The sequence below is a fragment of the Salipiger sp. genome, from assembly GCF_059781815.1.
In genome coordinates this window covers 1,724-22,547 of record NZ_JBYNAH010000006.1, presented here as the reverse complement: position 1 = coordinate 22,547, position 20,824 = coordinate 1,724, and the positions used below count along the sequence as shown (strand labels likewise).

The window sequence follows — 20,824 nt, the reverse complement described above, 5'->3', positions numbered from 1 at the left end:
CCCTCGGAGGGGACCCGGTCCTTTGCCGGCAGCATGGACAAAGCCCTCGCCGCTGCCAAGCGGTTTCTCGAAATCTGCCGGGCACTTGGGCGCCTGAACGCGGTCAGCCTCCGGCGTAGACCTCGACCGTGGGCAGGTCGGTCAGCGGCGCCTCGATCAGGCGCATCGCGGCCAGCGAGATGCGGCTGCCGGCGGTGCTTGGCCCGTCGATGGGAATCAGCGTCACCTGCGCCGATTTGCCGGTGCCCGGGAACACCACCCGGCCCGGCCCCTCGGCGCTCACCAGCGGCGTTTCGAGCCAGAAGCCCGGCTTCGACGGATCGCCGAGCGAGACAACGGTGGTGCCGAGCCGGCTCTCGCCGCCCGCAGCAGGCGCCGCCGCCGCGGCGACACGCTCTTCGGCGGTGGTGGTGTCGAACTGTTCGGCGGTGCGGGCGCCCACCGGCGGGGCGATGCCGGCAGCGGGGCGCGCCTCGGGGCGTTGCGCCTCGGCCTCGGAGGCCGCGGCGGCAGTGACGGGCTCTTCCTGCTGGGCCGGGGACATGACGTCGCCACAGGCGGAGAGCAATAACACGGGGAGAAGGTAAATGGCTTTCATGCCGGCAGCCTAGGGCCAATGGCCGGGGCTGACAATCGCGTCCATCCTTGCCGAGCGGCGCAATCGCGCCTAGGTTTCCCGGATGGAAAAGCTCATCGATCCCTTCGCGCGCCCGATCTCCTATCTCCGGGTCTCGGTCACCGACCGCTGCGACTTCCGCTGCGTCTACTGCATGTCCGAGAACATGAGCTTCCTGCCCAAGAAGGAGCTGCTGACGCTGGAAGAGCTCGATCGGCTGTGCTCGGCCTTCATCGGCATGGGGGTCGAGAAGCTGCGCATCACCGGCGGCGAGCCGCTGGTGCGGCGCGACATCCTGAAGTTCTTCCAGTCGATGACCCGTCATCTCGATTCGGGCGCCCTGCGCGAGCTGACGCTGACCACCAACGGCTCGCAGCTCGAGAAATTCGCCAAGCCGCTTTATGAGGCCGGCGTGCGCCGGGTGAACATCTCCGCCGACACCCTCAACGAGGAGAAATTCGCCGAGATCACCCGCTGGGGCCGCCTGCCCCAAGTGCTGCGCGGCATCGACGCGGCGCAGGCGGCGGGGATGCGGGTCAAGCTCAACGCGGTGGCGCTCAAGGGTTTCAACGAGGACGAGCTCTTCTCGATGACCGAATGGTGCGCCACGCGCGACATGGACCTGACCTGGATCGAGGTCATGCCGATGGGCGATATCGGCAACGAGGACCGGCTCGACCAGTACTGGAAGCTGACCGACCTGCGGGCGCGGCTGGCCGAGCAGTACACCCTCACCGACCTGCCCGAGAGCACCGGCGGGCCGGCGCGCTACGTGCGCATCGAGGAGACCGGGCAGAAGATCGGCTTCATCACCCCGCTCACCCATAATTTCTGCGAGAGCTGCAACCGTGTGCGCCTGACCTGCACCGGCGAGCTCTTCATGTGCCTGGGCCAGGAAGACAACGCCGACCTGCGCAGCGCCCTGCGCAACCACCCCGGGACCGATGCACCGCTCGAAGAAGCGATCCGCGCCGCCATCGAGCGCAAGCCCAAGGGCCATGATTTCGACTACTCGCGCCAGAGCGTCGACGGCCGCGTCTCACGCCACATGAGCCACACCGGCGGCTGATCCCCGCGCCCGAAAAATCTTCTCAGGAAGATTTTTCGCGCCACCCGGACCCTGTTCGAGATTTTTCGTTCGAAAAATCTTTGCCCGCGGCCAGCGCCGTGACGCAACCGCAATCTGTTGCAAAATCTCTCGCAGGCTTCGTTGTCAGATCAATTGCTTGCACCCTTCTGCACCACGGGGCGGCGAAATCCGCCGGGCCCGAGGTTCAGCGTTGGGTCGCGCCGGAATTTGTGCCTATACTCGGCGCAAGGCGGGCGACAGACCCGCAACCGTGCAGCATCGACAAACAGGCAAGACTGGCTGATGACCCAAGACACCGTGACCGTGCGCCCGCTTGAGGCCGCTGACGAAGAGAGCTGGCGCAAGCTCTGGACCGGCTACCTGACCTTCTACGAGGCCTCGGTGAGCGAGGAAGTCTACACGACCACCTTCGCGCGCCTCCTCGACGACGACGCGCACGAGTATCACGCGCTGCTGGCGATAAGCGACGGCAAGCCGGTCGGCCTCGTGCACTACCTGTTCCATCGCCACTGCTGGCGGATCGAGAATGTCTGCTACCTGCAGGATCTCTTCGCCGCGCCCGAGGCGCGGGGCAAGGGCGTCGGCCGGGCGCTGATCGAGGCGGTCTACGCCGAAGCCGACAAGGCCGGATCGCCGTCCGTCTACTGGATGACCCAGGAGTTCAACCACACCGCCCGCCAGCTCTATGACCGGATCGGCACCCTGACGCCCTTCATCAAGTATCAGAGGCCCTGATGCGCGGGCTGCTGTTTCCGGTGCTGATGTGGCTGGCCTCCTGCGTGCCGGTCGCGTCTCCGGAAACCGCGAGCCGCGCCGCTGCGGCGCTCGGCGATCTCGGGCCGCTGCCGGCGATGAAGAGTTTCGCCCAGGCGCATCCCGCGCCGCCAACGGTGTCGAACACCGATCTCGCACGTGACGTGCTCGAGCTGGCCTTTGCGCTCGAATCGGGCCGCGCGCTCGAACGCTTCTCACGCTTCGAGACCCCGGTGACCGTCACCGTGCAGGGCAAGGCCCCGCAGACGCTCGGGCAGGATCTCGACCGGCTGCTGCAGCGGCTGCGCCGCGAGGCCGGGATCGAGATCGAGCGCGTGCGCGCCCCCGAGGCCAACATCACCCTTGTCGCGGTGCCGCGCGAGGAGATCCGCCGGCACCTGCCGCAGGCCGCCTGCTTCGTGGTGCCGAATGTCAGCTCGCTGCAGGAATACCTCGCCGCGCGCAACAGCCGCCGAGTGAGCTGGACCACGGTCACCACCCGCGAGCGGGTGGCGATCTTCCTGCCCGCCGATGCCGCCCCGCAGGAGCTGCGCGACTGCCTGCACGAGGAGATCGCGCAGGCGCTGGGCCCGCTCAACGATCTCTACCGGCTCGGCGACAGCGTGTTCAACGACGACAACGTGCACAATGTGCTGACCGGCTACGACATGACCGTGCTGCGGGTGTTCTACGATCCCGCCCTGCGCTCGGGCATGCGCCGTGACGAGGTTGCCGCACGTTTGCCGGCGATCCTGGCGCGCGCCAATCCGGCGGGCGCCAGACAGCAGGCGCGCCGGCTGCCGGCCACGCCGCGGGCCTGGAGCGAGGCGGTGCAGACAGCGCTCGGTCCCGGCGCGGGATATGGCGCCCGGCTCAAGGCCGCCTCGACCGCGCTCTCGATCGCCGAGCGCGAAGGCTGGAGCGATCACCGGCTGGGCTTTTCGCACTACGCCATGGGCCGGCTCCTGCAGGGCAGCGACAGCGAGGCGGCGCGACGCGCCTTCCTACGCGCGCAACAGACGTTCGAGCGCGCTCCGAACACAGCGTTGCACCGGGCCTATGTGGCGGCGCAGCTCGCCGCCTACGATATCCACGACAATGACCCTGAGGCGGCGCTGGCGCGCACCGCGCCGCATCTCGACACCGCCATGCGCCACGAGAACGCGGCGCTGCTCTCGACGCTGCTCCTGTTGCGCAGCGAGGCGCTCGACCTGGCCGGACGCGCCTCGGAAAGCCGGCTGGTCAAGCTGGACTCCCTCGGCTGGGCACGATACGGCTTCGGCCCGGACTGGGCCGTCCGCGCCAAGCAGCGCGAGATCGGCTCGCTCAATCCGCTCAAGGGAGGCAGGGGCGCAGGATGATCGTGATAGCCGGGGTTCTCATCGGGGCCATCATCGGCGGGCTGACCGCCAAGCGCCGCAAGGGCGACCTCGCCGATATCGCTCAGTTCGTGGTGGTTTATGCCATCGCCTTCGGGCTGGCCGGTCTGATCGCGACGATCATCATCGAGAAGCTCGCGACCTGATCCCGGGGCCGCGGATCGGCCGGACAGCCGGGCACGGCAGTTGGACAAGACCGGCAGGCAAGGCAGGGGCGCTGCCCCTCTGACGCCTGCGGCGTCATTCACCCCGAGATATTTCTGGCCAGAAGAAGACCGGGGCCGTGTTGGCCGGAAACGCCGGAGAGCGCGGCAGAACGCCGGACCGGCCGGGTTTTCACGCGGTGCCGCGCAGGGGTTGGTTGCGACCGGGGCTGCTTCGCGTAGGATAAGGCGAGCCCCGAACCGGAGTTCTCATGTTCGTACCGTTCTTCGAAGCCCTCCGCGCCGCGCAGGTGCCGGTCTCCCTTCGCGAGTACCTGACCTTTCTCGAGGCGGTGCGCGCGGGGCTGGCGACCTATGACGTCGAGGGGTTCTACTACCTGGCGCGGAGCGCGATGGTGAAGGACGAGCGCCATCTCGACCGCTTCGACCGGGCGTTCGCCACCGCGTTCAAAGGGCTCGAGGAGATCGGGCTCGAGCAGGTGCTCGAGGCGGTGGAGCTGCCCGGGGACTGGCTGCGCAAGATGGCCGAAAAGCACCTCTCGGAGGAAGAGAAGCGCGAGATCGAGGCGCTGGGCGGGTTCGACAAGCTTATGGAGACGCTGCAGGAGCGTCTGCGCGAGCAGCAGGGCCGGCACCAGGGTGGCAACAAGTGGATCGGCACCGCCGGCACCTCGCCCTTCGGCGCCTATGGCTACAATCCCGAGGGCGTGCGCATCGGCCAGCACGAGAGCCGCCACAGGCGCGCGGTCAAAGTCTGGGACAAGCGCGCCTTCCGCAATCTCGACGACAGCGTCGAGCTTGGCACCCGCAACATCAAGGTGGCGCTGAAGCGGCTGCGCCGCTGGGCCCGCGACGGCGCGCATGACGAGCTCGACCTCGACGGCACCATCCGCGCCACCGCCGAGCATGGCTATCTCGACGTGAAAACCCGCCCCGAGCGCCGCAACGCGGTGAAGCTGTTGCTGTTCTTCGACATCGGCGGCTCGATGGATCCGCATATCAAGGTGGTCGAAGAGCTGTTCTCGGCGGCGCGCTCCGAGTTCAAGCATCTCGAGCATTACTACTTCCACAACTGCCTCTACGAGGGTGTCTGGCGCGACAACCGGCGGCGCTGGGACCAGCAGACCGCCACCTGGGACGTGCTGCACACCTACGGCTCGGACTACAAGTGCATCTTCGTGGGAGACGCCTCCATGAGCCCCTATGAGATCGCCTATCCGGGCGGCGCCAACGAGCACTGGAACCAGGAGGCCGGGCAGGTCTGGCTGGAACGCGCGCGGGCGCAATGGCCCGACCATCTCTGGATCAACCCGGTGCCCGAGCGCCACTGGCCCTATACCCAGAGCATCGGCATGATCCGGGAGATCTTTGGCGAGCGCATGGTGCCGATGACCCTCGAGGGCATCGAGCGCGGCATGAAGGAGCTGTCGCGATGATCCTTGCGGTGGATGGCGGCGGCTCGACCTGCCGGGTGGCTCTGGAACACGCGGGCAGTCGCCACGTGGTGAGCCTTGGCGCGGCGAATGTCACCAGCGATTTCGACGGCTCGGTGGCGCGCATCGCCGAAGGGCTGCGGGCGGTGGCACAGGCGGCGGGGCTGAGCCCCGAGGAGCTGCGCGCCTGCCCCGCCTATCTCGGGCTTGCGGGGGTCACCGGGCCGGCTTTGGCCGAGAAGGTGGCGCGCGCCCTGCCCCTCGATCATCCGGTGGTCGAGGAAGACCGCCGCGCCGCGGTGGTGGGCGCGCTGGGGCGGACCACCGGCTGCATCGCCGGGCTCGGCACCGGCAGCTTCCTCGCCCGGCAGGATGGCGAAAGCTTCCGCAGCATCGGCGGCTACGGGCTGGTTCTGGGCGACGAGGCCTCGGCGGCGTGGCTCGGACGCGAGATCCTGGTCTACACCCTGCGCGCCCATGACCGGCTCGAAGCGCAGACCGGGGTGACGCGGGCCCTGCTCAAGGATCTTGGCGGCGCCCCCGGGGTGATCGCCTTTGCCGCGACGGCAACGCCGGAGGCCTTCGGCCAGCTCGCGCCGCGGGTCACGCAGGCGCCGGACGACCCGGCGGCGGCGCTGCAGATGCGGCGCGGTACCGCCTACGTGGCGACCGGTCTCAATGCGCTGGGATGGCGGCCGGGAGAGCCGATCTGCCTGATCGGCGGGGTGGCCGGCGCCTATGCGGAGTGGCTGCCCAAGGACATGGCCGAGGCGCTGCGCCCCGCCGAGGGCAGCGCGCTTGACGGCGCGCTGGCGCTGGCGCGGCGGCTGGCGCCGGCGGCCTGAAGCGACGCCTCAGAACTCGACTTCGAGCTCCTCGATCTCTTCCGGCTCGGCCAGCGCGCCGGCGGTCCATTCCTTCATCGGCGCCCAGTCGAGCACCGTGTCGATATAGGCTTCGAGCCGGTCGTCGAGGGTGACCGCATAGGTGCGGAAGCGGGTGCAGACCGGCGCGTACATGGCATCGGCCACGGTCGGCCGCCCGAACAGGAACGGCCCGCCATAGGCGTCGAGGCAATCGTGCCAGATCGCCTTGACCCGCTCCACGTCGGGGCGCGCGCCCGAGAAGATCTTGAAGCGCTCGTGGCGGGCCTTGAGGTTCATCGGCAGCGCCGAGCGCAGATTGTAGAAGCCCGAATGCATCTCGCCGGCGATGGCCCGGCAATGGGCGCGCCGCACCACGTCCTCGGGGTAGAGCCGGGCCTCCGGGAAGCATTCGTTGAGATATTCCGCGATCGCCAGCGTGTCCCAGACCTGCACCTTGCCGTGGGTCAGCCGCGGCACCCGCACCGTGGGCGACAGAAGCAGGAGCTCCTGCCGCATCTCGGCATCGGTGGGATCGACCGGCGCCTCGGCGAAATCGAGCCCGGACATCTTGCACAGCAGCCAGCCGCGCAACGACCAGGAGGAGTAGTTCTTCGATGAAATCGTGAGCGTTGCCTTGGCCATGCTCCCCCCTTTCCGACGTTTTCGTCCGGCATGCTGCACTGCGTCATGATTTTTGTCGCATGGGTCCCGGGTTCTGGCTAGTTTTTTCGCAACGAAGGAGGGTCAGACCACCGTGCTCTACGCCACCTACCAGGGACTTGATGATTTTATCGCCCCTTTTCGCACCGCCGCGCTCACCGCGATGGCATTTGCCCCGAGAGGGGCCGGACCCTTCGCCGATCTGATCCGCAAGAACGCCGCGCTGGCCGAGATGATCTCGCGCTTCCAGCTCACCCATGAGCGACCGGGCTTCGGCATTTCCTCGGTCCGGGTCGAGAACCGCGATGTGCCGGTAACCGAGGAGGTGGCGCTCGACCTGCCCTTCGGCAACCTGCTGCGCTTCCGCAAGGACATCGACACCGCCCAGCCCAAGGTGCTGGTCACGGCGCCGCTCTCGGGCCATTTCGCCACGCTTCTGGCGGGCACGGTGAAGACCCTGCTGCGCGACCACGACGTCTATATCACCGACTGGAAGAACGCCCGCGACGTGCCGCGCGATGCCGGCGATTTCGGCGTCGAGGATTATATCGACTACGTCATCCGCTTCATGGAGACCATCGGCCCCGGCGGCCACGTGCTCGCGGTCTGTCAGCCCTGCGTGCAGGCGCTGGCGGCGGTGGCGGTGATGTCGGAGGATCGCAACCCGGCGACGCCGCGCTCGATGACGCTGATGGCGGGGCCGGTGGATGTGCGCGAGAGCCCCACCACGGTGAACGAACTGGCGCAGGAGAAGCCGCTCGGCTGGTTCGAGCGCAACGTGATCTCGACGGTGCCGTTCCGCTATCCCGGCGCCGGGCGGCGGGTCTATCCGGGCTTTGTCCAGCTCACCGCCTTCATGTCGATGAACATGGAGCGCCACCAGGCGCAGCACCGCAAGCTCTACGATCACCTCGCCGCCGGCGAGGACGCCGAGGCGCGCCGGATCAAGGACTTCTACGACGAGTATTTCGCGGTGCTCGACCTGACCGAGGAATTCTACATCGAGACCATCGACCGGGTGTTCCAGAAGGCCGAGCTCGCCACCGGCGACTTCACCTTCCGCGGTCGCAAGGTCGATCCCTCGAAGATCCGCAACACCGCGCTGCTCACCGTCGAGGGCGGGCGCGACGACATCTGCGGGCTCGGCCAGACCACCGCGGCGCATGATCTCTGCTCGACGCTGAGGCCGCATCTCAAGCGCCACCACCTGCAGGCCAATGTGGGGCATTACGGCGTCTTCAACGGACGCCGCTGGGAGAACGAGATCTACCCGGTGGTGCGCAACATGATCCTCGCCATGGAGTGAGCCGCCCCCGGCTCACCCCGAGAGCACAGGATCACTGGCAGGGCGCGTAGTAATAGCCGCCGCTGCCGGTGGAATAGGCGCATTGCCCGGTGGCGCTGTTCTGCGCGATCAGCGTGCCGGCGGCGGCGCCGGCGAGCGCCGAGATCACCCGCCAGTTCTTGTCGGCGCCGAAGACATCGGCGGCCACCAAACCGGCAGCCGCGCCGCCTGTGACACCCACCACGGTGCGCTGCTGCGGCGTCAGGTTGGAGCAGGCCGGGATCAGCACGAGCGCGGCGATCGCCGGCAAGATCTTGAGAAAGGTCAGCATGTCTTGGGTCTCCTGAGTATCGGCGATCCGCAAGGCGCATCGCTGCTTGCAAGCCATGCGACCGATGCCCGAAGCGGCGCTCCCCTTGTTGCTGCCGCTGTTGCCGAACCCCCTCGCACAGACTCGTGCCGGAAGGTTAACAGAGTGTTTCCAAAACCACGTTGATCCGGGTCAACCGCCGCCGGGCCGGGCGTTCCGCGCGCCATCGCAGGACAGCGTCCCGCGGGATCGCTGCGCCGGGAAATGCCGCCCTGTCCGGCGTCACACGGCGCTCGTCTGCGGCAAGATCGCGCGCTGGCGAGGCAGGGTCGCGCCATTCAGAGAAGCGTCGGCTCCTGGTCGAGAATCCGGATCTGGCCTTTCGCCACGTCGATGATGCCATCGGCCCGAAGCCGCCCCAGCGCCTTGTTCACGCTTTGCCGCGAGCACCCGAGGATCTCGGCGAGATCCGCCTGATTGGCGCGCACCCGGTCGCGCCCGTCGCACATGCTGCGCAGCCGCAGGAAGAGGCGCTGCTCGAGCGAGCCATGCTGGTCCAGCGCCTTGACCGCGTTGTCATGCGCCATGCGGCTTCGGAACACCGAGGCGACGTTGCGGATGAAGAGCGGCGCGCGCAGAAAATCGTAAACCACCGCGGTGGGGCAGAAAAGCAGCGTCGTCAGCGGTTGCGAGCGGCACCACGCAATGCAGGTCTCGCCCGAGATGCACTCGATCTCGCCCACGGTCTCACCGGGGCCGAGATGCGCCAGCAGCGTCTGCTCTCCGCGCGCGCCGGTCAGCACCACGTCGACGCGCCCATGCGCCACGAGGAACAGGCCCGGCGGCACCACGTCCTGTTCGAGCAGGACCTCGGGATGTTCGCAGGTTCGCGCGTCGCACCGGTTCAGAAAGTCCGCCTTGTCCTCAGATGGAAGGTCCGAAAGGATTCTGGCTCTCAGCAAATGCGGAAAGGCCACTGCATTCTTCATCGTTTCGGACGGTCCTCCAGATACGAGCGGATCTCGCGCATGCTGCACAATGGCTGGGTCGGGTCGGCACAACAAGACCGAACCACTGCGACAGATGCGCCGTAGATCTCGCCCCATGCCTCCTCCGACAGTCCGAAATAGGGCGGCATGGCGTGGCTCAGCGGATAGCTCTGCGCCGCCTCATCGGCGCCAGCGAAGGGCGCGCCGGTCATCCAGGAGGCCAGCTGTCCGCAGGAACCGGGCTTTTCCTTCGCCGGATCGGGCGGGGTCAGGAGCCCGGTCCCGATGCGGTGGCAGCCAAGGCAGGCGTTGTCGCGCGGCAGCATCTCGTGGGTCGGCCAGTCGGCAAAGCCGAAGCCCGCGTCGACATGGCCGTAAGGCCCGAGCGGGTTGGTCGGCACGTGGCCCCAGACCTGCCCGACGAAGGGCGAATACATGAACGGATCGTTGTCATGACAGGTGCCGCAGCCATCGGCGACAACGGTCTCTGGCGCGGCCCAGAAGCCCTCGCCGCTCGCGTCGGTGGGCGACGGCACCGCCGCACCGCTGACCGGACCGCCCTCCGCCCCCTTGGCCTGGAACCAGCAGGTCGCGCCGCTGGCCGGGTTGTGGGCGATAACGTCGATCTCGTCGAACTCGGGGCTGTCGGCGCTGCGGAAGATCTTCTGCCGGCACATGACCGAGACCTGCGCGGTCTCGGTCGAAAGGTTCAGGATGCGTGAGAACGGCACGCACTGCCCGTCCGAGCCCGGCCCGTTGTCGAGCAGACCGGGCCGGTCGCAGGTCGCGGGCGCCCGGTCGGTGATCTCGACGCCGTCGATGGTGATCGGAACGGTGACGCCCTCGGCGCAGTCGAAGCCGGGGATCGGCGCGATGGCGGCGGCGCAGGCGGCGCCGTAGACCGCGTGCGGGGACTGCGCGCCTGCCGGGGCTGCGAGAGCGAAGAGCGCCATCCCAATGGTAACAAAGAGGGATCTCATAGCTCAATCGCCTCCCCCGCGTTGACCGCCTCGGCCAACCCGCGCAGCGCCTCGAAATAGCGCACATAGCCGGTGCAGCGGCAGATATGGCTGCCGATGGCCTCCATCATCGCGGCCTCGAGCTCTTCGGGCGGCACCGGCTGCGCCTGCAGCCCGGTCAGGAACATCCGCGCCGCCATCACGAAGCCCGGCGCGCAATAGCCGCACTGGAAGGCGAACAGGTCGAGGAAGGCCTGCTGCACCGGGTCGGGGACACCATCGCGGGCAACGCTCTCGATGGTCGAGACCTGCGTGCCGTCGAGGGTTGCCAGCGCGGTCGAGCAGCTGATCGTCGGCGTCGGCGCGAGGCTTGGCGGCTTCACGACCTGCACGGTGCAGGCCCGACAGATCCCGATGCCGCAACAAAGCTTGGTGCCAGTGAGGTTGAGATCGTCGTGCAGGAAATCCAGCAGCGTCTCATCGCCCCGGCTGTCGGGCAGCTCGAAGCCGATGCCGTTGACGGTGAAGCGGATGGTCATGGCGCAAGCCCTCCGAGGATCTTGTCCGGCGTGATCGGCAGCGAGGCGAAGCGCACCCCGGTGGCGTCGCGCAGGGCGTTGGAGATCGCCGGCGGGATCGAGCACATCACCGCCTCAGCGATGCCGCGCCCGACCCGCGGACTGCCCGGCGGCGGCGGCACGGTGATCAGCTCCTGCGCCCGCGCGCCGGGCGCGTAGCGGTCGCGAAGGGGCACGTCGCCGGCCCGTGCCACGTGGTAGCGGTTGAGGTTCCAGCGCCCGTCTGCGGGGCCCGCCATGCCCGGCGGCATGTCCTCGAGCAGGCTGTAGCTGATCGCCATCGCCACCCCGCCCTGGCTTTGTCCCGAGACCAGCTCGGGCACGTGGATGTGGCCCGCATTGAGCACGCTCAGCACATTCTCGACCTGCACGGTGCCCGTTGCACGGTCGAGCGTCAGCCCGACCACGTTGACGCAGGGCGCCCAGACATAGCGCGAGTAGCGCGCGGTCTCGGGCGCGGGGTAGCTGCCGTCGCGGCGCGGGATCGGCTGCGGCGCGGTCTTGCTGCCGCGGTAATAGGCCAGCCCGTCGAGCTGCAGCCGCAGCGCGCCGCCCGGGGTGTCGAAATCGGCCTCGACCCAGCCGTTCTGGAAATAGGCATGCCCCAGCGCGCCGGTGGGCAGACCCATCTCGTGCACCGCCTCGGCCAGCGCCGCCAGCGTCAGCGGCTCGGCAAGCCCCCCCGCCGGCCGCAGCGCGCCGGTCTCCCAGACCACATCCTCGGGCGTCAGCGGCCCCGCCCCCCAGATCTCGGCCGCCGCGACCAGCAGCGAGCCGCGGAGCAACGCCTGCGCCGTCTGTTGCACGGTGTTCACCTGATGCAGCCCGGTCAGGCAGGCCGAGGAGGAGCCGGTGCCCTTCTGGGTCCACATCGGATCGTCCCAGCGCTTGGGGTTGCTGCTGTCATCGCTCAGGCCGGTCTGCGGGAAGAGCGTGTAGCCGCCCATCTCTACGCGGGCGGCATTGGCCCCAAGGATCGGCCCGATGGTGACCCCGAGCGTGGTGGCCGAGCCGTTGCCCATGTCGACCGCGTCGGATTGCACCGTCAGCGTGCCGTCGCGCTCGAGATGCACCGCCGCGACCATGCCGTCGCCCGAGGTGCCGTAGGCCTGCAGCGACATGGCCAGCCCGGTGCCATAGCTCCTCCCCTCCGCTTCGTGCACCGCCCGGATCGCGGCGCGCTCGGCCCAGAGCGGGTGGGCCTCGGCAATGTCGAGCATCTCGGGCAGGCTCAGAGATTGCTCGATGGGGCCGCCGGTCACGGTGGTGTCGCCCTCGGCGATCAGGTTGGCGCGGCGCAGCGCCATCGGATCCCAGCCCTGCGCGGCGGCAAGATCGTCTAGCGCTGTTTCAATAGCGAAATAGGCCTGCGGCCCGCCGAAGCCGCGCTGCGAGCCGCCCGAGATGTTCTCGGTGTGCAGCGCCTCGGCGTGGATGTCGGCCACCGGCAGCCGGTAGCTGCCGCCCGCGCAAAGCGCCCCCAGCGAGGCCACGTAGGGCGAGAGGTTGCGCCGCCCGCCACCATCGAAGCTCATCTCAAGCTGCACCGCCTCAAGCCGCATGTCGTCATGGGCATAGAGCGTGCCTTCCGCCGTGGTGGCGTGGCGCTTGAGCCCGACGCGGAACTGCTCGAAGCGGTCATAGGCGAGCCGCACCGGGTTCCCCTCGCAAAAGGCCACCGCCAGCGCCAGCATCAGCGAGAACGGCGAGCTGTCGCGCCCGCCGAAACCGCCGCCGGGGTAGCAGCTGTGCAGGGTCACGCCTTGCAGATCCGGAACCGGAGAGCCCTCGCTGCCGAACATGCTGGCGATGTTGCGCACGTCGCCATCCGGCGACTGGGTGCCGAGCACCAGTTGCATGTCGTTGCCCGCGGGGTCGATCCATGCAAGCCCCGCCTCGGGCTCCATGAACATCGGGTCCATCGCCCGCATCTCGGCGCGGATCGGCTGGCGGATCAGCCCCGTCGCCTCGTCGAGCGCCTTGCGGATGCGGGCCTGCACGCCGGGGGCCTCGCGAGCATAGGTCTCGGCGTCGACCCCGGCATAATCGAAGCCCGGATCCTTGACGTAGAGCGTCAGCGGATCGAAAGGCTGACCCGGCAGCGGCGTGCCCTCGGGGCCCTCGCCGGGCCCGTAACGCTGGACGATGCCGTCATCCCCTGCGAGGAACCGGCGCGCCGCGCGATAGGCCGCGAGGTTGTCGAAAAGCAGTAGCGCCACCGCCTGCCCCAGGAAGTTGGGCGTCGTACCGGTCATCACCAGCAGGTCGAAGCTCAGCCCGTCCGGCAGGTTGAAGCTGCCATCGTTCGCGGCCTTCTTCTGCTCGTCTGCCTTGTTCGCCAGAAGGTCATCGACATGCAGATCACGGTTGAACTGAACCTCGGCGTCAAACAGCGCTGGATCGAGATCGCTGCCGAGGATCACCCGCGTCGGCGTTGCCTCGGGCGGCAGGGGCGCGAGGTCGAGTCCGAGAAAGGCCTCCTGCGTGGTGCGGGCGCGCAGATACAGGGCGTGCCACTGGTGATCGGGCCAGCCCGCCATGTCGCGTGCGTGAAAATCGCGGGCATAGACCTTCTGGCCGGTAACCTTGGCAAGCCCCTCGACACGCTGCGCCGCAACGCCGGGTACCGGCCCGAGCGGCGAGACCTCGGCAAGGCCGGCCGCGGTGCCGCGGGCCGGCAGGCCCAGGATGCTCACCGCGATGGCGCCGGTTGCGGTTTTCAGAAAGCTGCGGCGCGACATCTGCGCGCGTTCGCCGGCCTGCCGAAGTGCCATCTTGCCCCTCCCGTCACCGCCTCGCGCCGGTGACCGAGCCCGATCCGGCACCGCGAAGTGACTCATGTTCAAATACTATAAGGCGAGGGTGGCGACACATCGCTCAACCGTCAAGGGAGACGCCCATCGTCCGGCGATTTCTACGCGATGCAGATGGCTGACGAAGGGACCGGTCCGGACGCAGGCGAAATAGCCTGCGCCCGGACCAAAGGGCCACGACGGCCCGACACACACCACACATCTCGTTCGGCCAAACACGCGAGCCGAATTGTCATCGGTATCCATCCCCTTCCAAACAACCATGCTCTGAAATGCAGAACCTGGGCAGTCTGGTTGGGAGTGATCGGCACCGAAGACAGCGATGCTTGGCGGCGCCACCCCCGCAACGCGGAAAAGCGGAAAACAGGCGGCACCACCCGAAAAGGTCTTCTTGGAATGCGAAAGAAAGCTTGGGGATCCTTCAACTTGCGATAATCAATGCGCAAAACCTGACATGTCGTGGCGTAAGCGCAAAATCCGAATGTCAGGCGGGAGTCATCGCATTGACACATGCGTTTTTCTACATGTGTTTGAGAAACCGGCGGTGGTTCAGAGCATTGGCCACCTGCGCTCACCGGATCGGGGTGGATCGCCCCTCAGCTGACACGCCAGTGCCCGGCCCTGCGTCAGCCGTCGACCGCGTAGCGCGCGGGCAGCACCCCCGCGCAGGCTGCGGCATCGCCGCCGCAGCAATCCGCCAGCAGGAACAGCACGATCTCGTTGATGGCGCCGAGCTTCGGCGCATAGAGGATCTCTTTCTGGCGCCGCGTCGCGCTGACCAGCCCGGCGCGCTTCAGAATCGCGAGATGCCCCGACAACGTCGAAGGCTTGGCGTCGAGCTGGCGCGCGATCTCAAGCGCGGGCACGCCCTCGGGGCCCTTGCGCACCAGCAGGCGAAACACCGAGAGCCGGGTTTCATGGGCAAGGGCTGCAAAGGCGTCTATGGCGGCGGTCTGATCCATATTTCGTCAATGCCCGAAATGACGAAGCTTGACAAGTCACGAGCGCCTCTCTACCCCGGAGAACACTTCGGAAATCCCCGAAATGAGGCGCAGATGGCATCCACTCCGATCAGCTCCGAGATCGACTTCGCGGCGCAGGGCAAGCAGCAGGGCTACCTGCGCCTGCCGCATTCGGTGCACCGCTCGGCCTATGGCTGGCTGCCGGTGCCGGTGACGGCGATCCGCAATGGCGAGGGGCCGACGCTGGTGATCGCGGCGGGCGTGCATGGCGACGAATACGAGGGCCAGATCGCAGTGTCGGAGCTGGCCAGAGAGCTTGCGCCCGAGGACATCCGCGGCCGCCTTATCCTGTTGCCGATGCTGAATTTTCCCGCCGCCGAGGCCGGGCTGCGCTGCTCGCCCGTTGACGCGGGCAACCTCAACCGGCTGTTCCCGGGCAGCGCCTCGGGAAGCGTCAGCGAGATCCTCGCGCATTGGTACGAGGAGGTGCTGATGCCGATGGCGGATTACGCCGTCGACCTGCATTCCGGAGGCAGCTCGCTGGTCTATCCCGCGACGCTGCTGCGCGGACAGGGCCACAGCCCCGAGGAGGCGGCGGCGCTGCGCCGGATGCAGGCGGCGTTCGACCTGCCCTATGCCTGGGTCTTCACCTCGGGCGGCGGGCGGCAGAGCACTGCGCGCACCGCCATGGGGGCGGCCAACCGCAAGGGGGTGGTCAATGTCATGGCCGAGCTTGGCGGCGCGGGCAGTGTCACGCCGGAGGTGCTGGCACGCACCCGCCGGGGGCTCAGGCGCCTGCTGCACGCGCTCGACATGCTGCCGGGCTACACGCCAGACGCCGCGCGGGGCACCCGCGAGCTCAACGCCCGCGGCTCGGTCTATGCCTATGAGGCGGGGCTTCTCGAGCCGGTCAAGGCGATCGGCGATCCGGTGACGGAGGGCGAGATCGTCGCGCTGGTGCATCACCCCGAGACGCCGGGCCGCGCGCCCACCGAGATCGCCTCGCCCTACGCGGGCCTCTTGCTCTGCCTGCGCGCCATGGCGCAGGTCCGGCGGGGCGACGCGGTCTGCCAGATCGCCGCCGATGCCGAAAGCGCTGCGCCATGAGCGGCTTCGACTTCGACGAAGAGATCGACCGCCGCGCCGTGCCGGCGCTGAAGACCCATCGCATCGTGCTGGGCGAGGACGGCGAGGGCCTGTTCCCCGGCGGCGTCGCCGACATGGATTTCCGCGCCCCGCCCTGCGTGCTGGAGGCCATCACCAAGCGCGCCGCGCATGGCGTCTTCGGCTATGAGACGGTGCCCGACGGGCTGATGCCAGCGCTCACCGGCTGGCTGTCGCGCCGCCATGGCTGGGAGGTCGACGCGGGGCACATCCTGCGCGCGCCGAACGTGCTCAACGCGCTGGCCATGGCGCTGAATACGTACACGGAGCCCGGCGACGGCGTGGTGATCCAGCCGCCGGTGTTCTTCGATTTCTCAGACATCATCCGCGAGAACGGCCGGCGCGTCGTCGAAACCCCGCTGCTGCTGAAGGACGGCCGCTACGAGATGGATCTCATGGGCCTCGAACAGGCCGCGCGCGATCCAAAGACCCGGATGATCTTTCTCTGCAACCCGCACAACCCGGTGGGCCGGGTCTGGAACCGCGCGGAGCTGGCCCGGCTCGGAGAGATCTGCCGCGCCCATGGCGTGCTCGTGGTCTCCGACGAGATCCATGCCGATATCGTGCTGTCGCGCCACCGCTACACGCCCTTTGCGGCGCTCTCTGAGGCGGATGCGCAAAACAGCGTCACCTGCCTCTCGCCTGCCAAGAGCTTCAACCTCGCCGCCTGCTGCTCGGCCTTCACCGTGGTGCCCGACGAGGCCCGGCGCCGGGCGCTTCAGGCCGCCAACTCGGCGCTGACGGTGAACAAGAACAACGCCTTCGCCAGCGTCGCCATGCAGGCCGCCTGGGAGCACGGCGATGACTGGCTCGACGCGGCGCTCGGCTATATCGAGGGCAACCTCGCGCTTGTGCGCGAGCGCCTTGCTGAAACTCAGGTCACGCTGATCGAGCCCGAGGGCACCTTCCTGCTCTGGCTCGATTTCCGCGCCCTCGGCCTGCCCCCGGAGGCGCTGCACCAATGGCTGCGGCAAGAGGCCGGCTGGGCGATCACCCGCGGCATCTCCTTCGGCGCCCATGGCGCGGGCTTCGGCCGCCTCAACATCGCCTGCCCCCGCGCCCGCCTCGCCCGCGCGCTCGACGCGCTGCAAGACGCCCTGACACGACACGCACAACAAAGAGACCCCCGCCCATGACCGACACACACGCCCAGCCCATGGGCCGCTTCGAACGCCTGCTCACGCTCTGGGTGGCGCTGGCCATGGTCGGCGGCATCGTCATCGGGCTGATCGCGCCGGGGCTCGTCTCGGCCATTGCAAGCGCCGAGATCGCCTCGATCAACCTCGTGGTGGCGGTGCTGATCTGGGCAATGGTCTATCCGATGATGGTGGGCGTCGATTTCCGCGCCGTGGCCGGAGTGGCGCGCCAGCCCAAGGGGCTTCTGGTGACGCTGGCGGTGAACTGGCTGATCAAGCCCTTCACCATGGCGCTGCTCGCGGTGCTGTTCTTCGAGCATGTCTTCGCACCGTGGATCGCGCCCGAGGATGCGGCGCAATACATCGCAGGGCTGATCCTGCTGGGCGCCGCGCCCTGCACCGCCATGGTCTTCGTCTGGTCGCAGCTCACCCGGGGCGATGCCACCTATACGCTGGTGCAGGTCTCGGTGAACGATCTCATCATGGTGGTGGCCTTCGCCCCGATCGTGGCCTTCCTGCTCGGCGTGACCGAGATCGCCGTGCCGTGGTCGACGCTGGTGCTCGCGACCGTGCTCTACGTGGTGCTGCCGCTGCTGGCGGGGCTGCTCACCCGCCGCGCGCTGGGCTCGCAGGCCGCCATCGACCGCTTCGAGGCGCGGGTCAAGCCGCTCTCGATGATCGGGCTCATCGCCACCGTCGCCATCCTCTTCGGCCTGCAGGGCGAGGTGATCCTCGCCAAGCCGCTGGTGATCGCGCTGATCGCGGTGCCGATCCTGATCCAGAGCTACGGCATCTTCGCGCTGGCCTATGGCGCGGCGTTCCTGCTGAAGGTGCCACACCGCATCGCCGCGCCCTGCGCGATGATCGGCACGTCGAACTTCTTCGAGCTCGCCGTCGCCGTCGCGATCAGCCTCTTCGGCCTCAATTCCGGCGCGGCGCTCGCCACCGTGGTGGGCGTGCTGGTCGAGGTGCCGGTGATGCTGTCGCTGGTGGCCTTCGCCAACCGCACCCGCGCGCGCTTTCCCGCCGCCTGAGCCTATCTCCAAGGATCTCCCCATGACCGACACGCCGCAACTGAACGATGCCTGCTTTGCGCCCATCGACCCCGCGCAGCTTTTCCCCGCCAGCCACAGCACCCACGCGCCGCGCATCCTGATCCTCTACGGCTCGCTTCGCGCGCGCAGCTTCTCGCGCTTTGCCGCGGAGGAGGCCGCGCGCATCCTCACCCGCTTCGGCGCCGAGGTGCGGCTCTTCGATCCGCGCGACCTGCCGCAGGTCGACACGACCGAGCCCGACCACGCCAAGGTGGCCGAGCTGCGCGATCTGGTGACGTGGTGTGAGGGCATGGTCTGGTCCTCGCCCGAGCGCCACGGCGCCATGACCGGGCTGATGAAAAGCCAGATCGACTGGATCCCGCTGTCGCTTGGCGGCGTGCGCCCGACGCAAGGAAAGACGCTGGCGGTGATGCAGGTCTGCGGCGGCTCGCAATCCTTCAACACCGTCAACCAGCTGCGCATCCTCGGGCGCTGGATGCGGCTCTTGACCATCCCCAACCAGTCTTCGGTGGCGCGCGCCTGGGACGAGTTCGACGAGGCCGGCCGGATGAAGCCCTCGCCGTACTACAACCGCATCGTCGACGTGATGGAGGAACTGGTGAAGTTCACCCTGCTCACCCGCGACATCAAGGAGCACCTCACCGACCGCTATTCCGAGCGGGTCGAGAGCCACGCGGAGCTTTCGGCGCGGGTCAACCAGAAGACGCTCTGAGGCGGCGCAACCCGCCCCCGCGGGTCCGACGCCTCGATCCGCGCCAGCGGTCCGCCCCAAGCGCGCCGATTGACCTGCGTCAACGCGCCGGGGCGAAAAACATGCACCTATCCGCATGTGAGGGACTCCCGCGCCGATCTCGACGCGGGGCTCGCCGCCCCGAGCGAGGAAAGGCACGCCACATGACCTCCGAGACCCATCCGATCCCCGCCCCCAAGCATCGCCCCGACTGGCTCTGGCACCTCGGCGTCGCGGGCTTCGTGCTGGCGTGGTGGCTGCTCTATCATCGCCTGCTCGCCATCGCCGAATGGCTCACCTCGCTGCTGCCGGTGGAGCGCCACAGCCATGCCGGCGAAGCCATCGCCTTCTTTCTCTACGACGTGCCCAAGGTGATGATGCTGCTGACCCTCATCGTCTTTGCCATGGGCGTGGTGCGCAGCTATTTCTCGCCCGAGAAGACCCGCGCGCTGCTCTCGGGCAAGCGCGAGGGCCTCGGCAACGTGATGTCCGCCGGGCTCGGGGTGCTGACGCCGTTCTGCTCCTGCTCGGCGGTGCCGCTGTTCATCGGCTTCGTGTCGGCGGGCGTGCCGCTGGGGGTCACCTTCTCCTTCCTGATCGCCGCGCCGATGGTCAACGAGGTGGCGCTGGTGCTGCTCTTCGGCCTTGTCGGCTGGCAGGTGGCCGCGACCTACCTCGCCTTCGGGCTCGCCATCGCCATCGTCGCGGGGTTTGTCATCGGCAAACTCAGGCTCGAGGGCTGGCTGCAGGACTGGGTGCGCGACATCCAGTCCGGCGCCAATGCGCCCGTGATGCCCGAGGGCGAAACGCTCTCCCTGCCCGACCGCTACCGGCTCGGCATCGAAGCGGTGCGCGAGATCTTCGGCAAGGTCTGGAAATGGATCCTGCTCGGCATCGCGCTGGGAGCCCTGATCCACGGCTATGTGCCCGAGGCGCTGATGGTGCGCATCATGGGCGCCGAGGCGTGGTGGTCTGTTCCCGCGGCGGTTGTCATGGGCATCCCCATGTATACCAACGCCGCCGGCGTCATCCCCATCGTCGAGGCGCTGATCGGCAAGGGCGCGGCGCTCGGCACCGTGCTGGCCTTCATGATGAGCGTCATCGCGCTGTCGCTGCCCGAGATGATCATCCTGCGGCAGGTCCTCACCCTGCGCCTCATCGCGGTCTTCATCGCGGTGGTGGGCAGCGGCATCCTCGCCGTGGGTTTTCTCTTCAACCTGCTGTTCTGAAAGGAGCATGCCATGACATCCGTCACCGTCTACGGCCCCGGCTGCAAGCGCTGCGAGACCACCGCGCAGATGGTCTCCGAGGCCGCCGCGAAGCTCGGCATCGAGGTCGAGATCGAAAAGGTCACCGACGCCCGCGCCATCGCCATGGCCGGGGTGATCTCGACGCCCGGAATTGCGGTGAACGGCAAGCTCGTCCACACCGGCGGCCTGCCCGACCCGGCAAAGCTCGAAGGCTGGCTCGCCACCTGAGCCGGCCTGCGTGGAGGTGACCGCGCGCCTGCGATGGGAAAACCCCTTGCAACCGGACGATGTTCCCGTTTCAGTCTCGGCAAGACCGCGCCCTGCCCGCAACGCCCCCGTTGCGCGCCGGGTGCCGCCGATCCGAAGACGATCCGAAGACCCCGGGAGCCTCGATGACCCTGCGCTTTCTGCATTCCTCCGACCTGCATATCGGTCGGAAGTTCGCCAACATCCCCCAGCCCGCCGACGGCAATATCCGCGGCCGTCTGATGGAGGCCCGCCACGGTGCCATCCCCCGCCTCGCGCAGGTGGCAAAGGAGAAGGGCGCGGCGCATATCCTGCTTGCCGGCGACACGTTCGACACCGCCACGCCCTCGCCGGCGGTGGTGCGTCAGGCGCTCGCCGCCGGGCAG

Annotated in this window: 21 protein-coding genes and 1 pseudogene; 14 read left to right on the top strand and 8 right to left on the bottom strand. The window is 68.2% G+C overall.

The genetic code is table 11. The features are described 5' to 3' along the window. Positions 1 to 103: 103 nt before the first annotated feature. The gene (locus AC6RA4_RS01385; protein WP_500156653.1) at positions 104 to 544 is read right to left on the bottom strand and encodes a hypothetical protein; all 441 of its coding nucleotides are present in this window, start codon (positions 542 to 544) and stop codon (positions 104 to 106) included. Between the two features lie 136 nt (positions 545 to 680). Between AC6RA4_RS01385 and moaA the strand changes: the two genes are divergently transcribed. The 6 genes from moaA (at position 681) to AC6RA4_RS01355 (ending at position 6,280) form a co-directional block, all read left to right on the top strand. After that, entirely contained in the window at positions 681 to 1,685 is a 1,005-nt protein-coding gene (gene moaA / locus AC6RA4_RS01380; RefSeq protein WP_500156651.1) for a GTP 3',8-cyclase MoaA, read from the top strand. Positions 1,686 to 1,988: 303 nt separating this feature from the next. After that, a complete protein-coding gene (locus AC6RA4_RS01375; protein WP_500156649.1) occupies positions 1,989 to 2,441 on the top strand; it encodes a GNAT family N-acetyltransferase in 453 nt (150 codons plus the stop codon). Next, positions 2,441 to 3,820, top strand: coding sequence for a DUF2927 domain-containing protein (locus AC6RA4_RS01370; protein WP_500156647.1), 1,380 nt, complete (start codon positions 2,441 to 2,443; stop codon positions 3,818 to 3,820). The genes AC6RA4_RS01375 and AC6RA4_RS01370 overlap by 1 nt, the downstream gene beginning before the upstream one ends. Further along, positions 3,817 to 3,984: an apolipoprotein acyltransferase gene (locus AC6RA4_RS01365; protein ID WP_500156645.1), complete on the top strand. Its 168-nt coding sequence runs from the start codon at positions 3,817 to 3,819 to the stop codon at positions 3,982 to 3,984. The genes AC6RA4_RS01370 and AC6RA4_RS01365 overlap by 4 nt, the downstream gene beginning before the upstream one ends. Before the next feature lie 269 nt (positions 3,985 to 4,253). Continuing rightward, entirely contained in the window at positions 4,254 to 5,438 is a 1,185-nt protein-coding gene (locus tag AC6RA4_RS01360; RefSeq protein ID WP_500156643.1) for a vWA domain-containing protein, read from the top strand. Beyond that, positions 5,435 to 6,280: a glucosamine kinase nucleotide-binding domain-containing protein gene (locus tag AC6RA4_RS01355; protein ID WP_500156641.1), complete on the top strand. Its 846-nt coding sequence runs from the start codon at positions 5,435 to 5,437 to the stop codon at positions 6,278 to 6,280. The genes AC6RA4_RS01360 and AC6RA4_RS01355 overlap by 4 nt, the downstream gene beginning before the upstream one ends. A 9-nt stretch (positions 6,281 to 6,289) precedes the next feature. Here AC6RA4_RS01355 and AC6RA4_RS01350 read toward each other — a convergent pair whose 3' ends face one another. Further along, positions 6,290 to 6,943: a glutathione S-transferase family protein gene (locus AC6RA4_RS01350; RefSeq protein ID WP_500156639.1), complete on the bottom strand. Its 654-nt coding sequence runs from the start codon at positions 6,941 to 6,943 to the stop codon at positions 6,290 to 6,292. Between the two features lie 112 nt (positions 6,944 to 7,055). Between AC6RA4_RS01350 and AC6RA4_RS01345 the strand changes: the two genes are divergently transcribed. Next, positions 7,056 to 8,267 (top strand): polyhydroxyalkanoate depolymerase, encoded by a 1,212-nt coding sequence (locus AC6RA4_RS01345; RefSeq protein WP_500156637.1) that lies wholly within the window; start codon positions 7,056 to 7,058, stop codon positions 8,265 to 8,267. Positions 8,268 to 8,298: 31 nt separating this feature from the next. On the opposite strand, the gene AC6RA4_RS01340 is transcribed toward AC6RA4_RS01345, so the two are convergent. The 6 genes from AC6RA4_RS01340 to AC6RA4_RS01315 form a co-directional block, all read right to left on the bottom strand. After that, a complete protein-coding gene (locus AC6RA4_RS01340; RefSeq protein WP_500156636.1) occupies positions 8,299 to 8,577 on the bottom strand; it encodes a YMGG-like glycine zipper-containing protein in 279 nt (92 codons plus the stop codon). Positions 8,578 to 8,894: 317 nt separating this feature from the next. Then, complete coding sequence (locus AC6RA4_RS01335; RefSeq protein WP_500156634.1) at positions 8,895 to 9,518, bottom strand: Crp/Fnr family transcriptional regulator; 624 nt, start codon at positions 9,516 to 9,518, stop codon at positions 8,895 to 8,897. Positions 9,519 to 9,541: 23 nt separating this feature from the next. Then, positions 9,542 to 10,525 carry a hypothetical protein gene (locus tag AC6RA4_RS01330; RefSeq protein WP_500156633.1) on the bottom strand — a complete coding sequence of 328 codons (984 nt, stop codon included), beginning with the start codon at positions 10,523 to 10,525 and terminating at the stop codon, positions 9,542 to 9,544. Next, on the bottom strand, positions 10,522 to 11,043 hold the full coding sequence (locus AC6RA4_RS01325; RefSeq protein WP_500156632.1) for a (2Fe-2S)-binding protein: 522 nt from the start codon (positions 11,041 to 11,043) through the stop codon (positions 10,522 to 10,524). The genes AC6RA4_RS01330 and AC6RA4_RS01325 overlap by 4 nt, the downstream gene beginning before the upstream one ends. Beyond that, on the bottom strand, positions 11,040 to 13,856 hold the full coding sequence (locus AC6RA4_RS01320; protein ID WP_500156630.1) for a xanthine dehydrogenase family protein molybdopterin-binding subunit: 2,817 nt from the start codon (positions 13,854 to 13,856) through the stop codon (positions 11,040 to 11,042). The genes AC6RA4_RS01325 and AC6RA4_RS01320 overlap by 4 nt, the downstream gene beginning before the upstream one ends. Positions 13,857 to 14,521: 665 nt before the next feature. Beyond that, positions 14,522 to 14,857, bottom strand: coding sequence for an ArsR/SmtB family transcription factor (locus AC6RA4_RS01315; protein ID WP_500156628.1), 336 nt, complete (start codon positions 14,855 to 14,857; stop codon positions 14,522 to 14,524). Positions 14,858 to 14,950: 93 nt separating this feature from the next. Between AC6RA4_RS01315 and AC6RA4_RS01310 the strand changes: the two genes are divergently transcribed. The 7 genes and pseudogenes from AC6RA4_RS01310 to AC6RA4_RS01280 all read left to right on the top strand — a co-directional run. Continuing rightward, complete coding sequence (locus AC6RA4_RS01310; protein WP_500156626.1) at positions 14,951 to 15,964, top strand: succinylglutamate desuccinylase/aspartoacylase family protein; 1,014 nt, start codon at positions 14,951 to 14,953, stop codon at positions 15,962 to 15,964. Next, positions 15,961 to 17,157 (top strand): MalY/PatB family protein, encoded by a 1,197-nt coding sequence (locus tag AC6RA4_RS01305; protein WP_500156624.1) that lies wholly within the window; start codon positions 15,961 to 15,963, stop codon positions 17,155 to 17,157. Before AC6RA4_RS01310 ends, AC6RA4_RS01305 begins: the two co-directional genes overlap by 4 nt. Beyond that, positions 17,154 to 18,191 carry an ACR3 family arsenite efflux transporter gene (gene arsB / locus AC6RA4_RS01300; RefSeq protein ID WP_500156623.1) on the top strand — a complete coding sequence of 346 codons (1,038 nt, stop codon included), beginning with the start codon at positions 17,154 to 17,156 and terminating at the stop codon, positions 18,189 to 18,191. Before AC6RA4_RS01305 ends, arsB begins: the two co-directional genes overlap by 4 nt. Before the next feature lie 22 nt (positions 18,192 to 18,213). Continuing rightward, positions 18,214 to 18,924, top strand: coding sequence for an arsenical resistance protein ArsH (gene arsH, locus AC6RA4_RS01295; protein WP_500156621.1), 711 nt, complete (start codon positions 18,214 to 18,216; stop codon positions 18,922 to 18,924). A 182-nt stretch (positions 18,925 to 19,106) separates the two neighbouring features. Continuing rightward, positions 19,107 to 20,171 carry a permease gene (locus AC6RA4_RS01290; protein ID WP_500156619.1) on the top strand — a complete coding sequence of 355 codons (1,065 nt, stop codon included), beginning with the start codon at positions 19,107 to 19,109 and terminating at the stop codon, positions 20,169 to 20,171. A gap of 12 nt (positions 20,172 to 20,183) precedes the next feature. Next, the gene (locus AC6RA4_RS01285) at positions 20,184 to 20,420 is read left to right on the top strand and encodes a thioredoxin family protein (RefSeq protein ID WP_500156617.1); all 237 of its coding nucleotides are present in this window, start codon (positions 20,184 to 20,186) and stop codon (positions 20,418 to 20,420) included. Positions 20,421 to 20,584: 164 nt separating this feature from the next. Then, a pseudogene (locus tag AC6RA4_RS01280) lies at positions 20,585 to 20,824 on the top strand (DNA repair exonuclease); the annotation flags it as partial.

Bases quoted from the DNA above. Each gene is read 5' to 3' on its own strand.
- AC6RA4_RS01385 (WP_500156653.1), bottom strand. From the start codon at position 544: ATGTCCCCGGCCCAGCAGGAAGAGCCCGTCACTGCCGCCGCGGCCTCC.
- moaA (WP_500156651.1), top strand. From the start codon at position 681: ATGGAAAAGCTCATCGATCCCTTCGCGCGCCCGATCTCCTATCTCCGG.
- AC6RA4_RS01375 (WP_500156649.1), top strand. From the start codon at position 1,989: ATGACCCAAGACACCGTGACCGTGCGCCCGCTTGAGGCCGCTGACGAA.
- AC6RA4_RS01370 (WP_500156647.1), top strand. From the start codon at position 2,441: ATGCGCGGGCTGCTGTTTCCGGTGCTGATGTGGCTGGCCTCCTGCGTG.
- AC6RA4_RS01365 (WP_500156645.1), top strand. From the start codon at position 3,817: ATGATCGTGATAGCCGGGGTTCTCATCGGGGCCATCATCGGCGGGCTG.
- AC6RA4_RS01360 (WP_500156643.1), top strand. From the start codon at position 4,254: ATGTTCGTACCGTTCTTCGAAGCCCTCCGCGCCGCGCAGGTGCCGGTC.
- AC6RA4_RS01355 (WP_500156641.1), top strand. From the start codon at position 5,435: ATGATCCTTGCGGTGGATGGCGGCGGCTCGACCTGCCGGGTGGCTCTG.
- AC6RA4_RS01350 (WP_500156639.1), bottom strand. From the start codon at position 6,943: ATGGCCAAGGCAACGCTCACGATTTCATCGAAGAACTACTCCTCCTGG.
- AC6RA4_RS01340 (WP_500156636.1), bottom strand. From the start codon at position 8,577: ATGCTGACCTTTCTCAAGATCTTGCCGGCGATCGCCGCGCTCGTGCTG.
- AC6RA4_RS01330 (WP_500156633.1), bottom strand. From the start codon at position 10,525: ATGAGATCCCTCTTTGTTACCATTGGGATGGCGCTCTTCGCTCTCGCA.
- AC6RA4_RS01325 (WP_500156632.1), bottom strand. From the start codon at position 11,043: ATGACCATCCGCTTCACCGTCAACGGCATCGGCTTCGAGCTGCCCGAC.
- AC6RA4_RS01320 (WP_500156630.1), bottom strand. From the start codon at position 13,856: ATGGCACTTCGGCAGGCCGGCGAACGCGCGCAGATGTCGCGCCGCAGC.
- AC6RA4_RS01315 (WP_500156628.1), bottom strand. From the start codon at position 14,857: ATGGATCAGACCGCCGCCATAGACGCCTTTGCAGCCCTTGCCCATGAA.
- AC6RA4_RS01310 (WP_500156626.1), top strand. From the start codon at position 14,951: ATGGCATCCACTCCGATCAGCTCCGAGATCGACTTCGCGGCGCAGGGC.
- AC6RA4_RS01305 (WP_500156624.1), top strand. From the start codon at position 15,961: ATGAGCGGCTTCGACTTCGACGAAGAGATCGACCGCCGCGCCGTGCCG.
- arsB (WP_500156623.1), top strand. From the start codon at position 17,154: ATGACCGACACACACGCCCAGCCCATGGGCCGCTTCGAACGCCTGCTC.
- arsH (WP_500156621.1), top strand. From the start codon at position 18,214: ATGACCGACACGCCGCAACTGAACGATGCCTGCTTTGCGCCCATCGAC.
- AC6RA4_RS01290 (WP_500156619.1), top strand. From the start codon at position 19,107: ATGACCTCCGAGACCCATCCGATCCCCGCCCCCAAGCATCGCCCCGAC.
- AC6RA4_RS01285 (WP_500156617.1), top strand. From the start codon at position 20,184: ATGACATCCGTCACCGTCTACGGCCCCGGCTGCAAGCGCTGCGAGACC.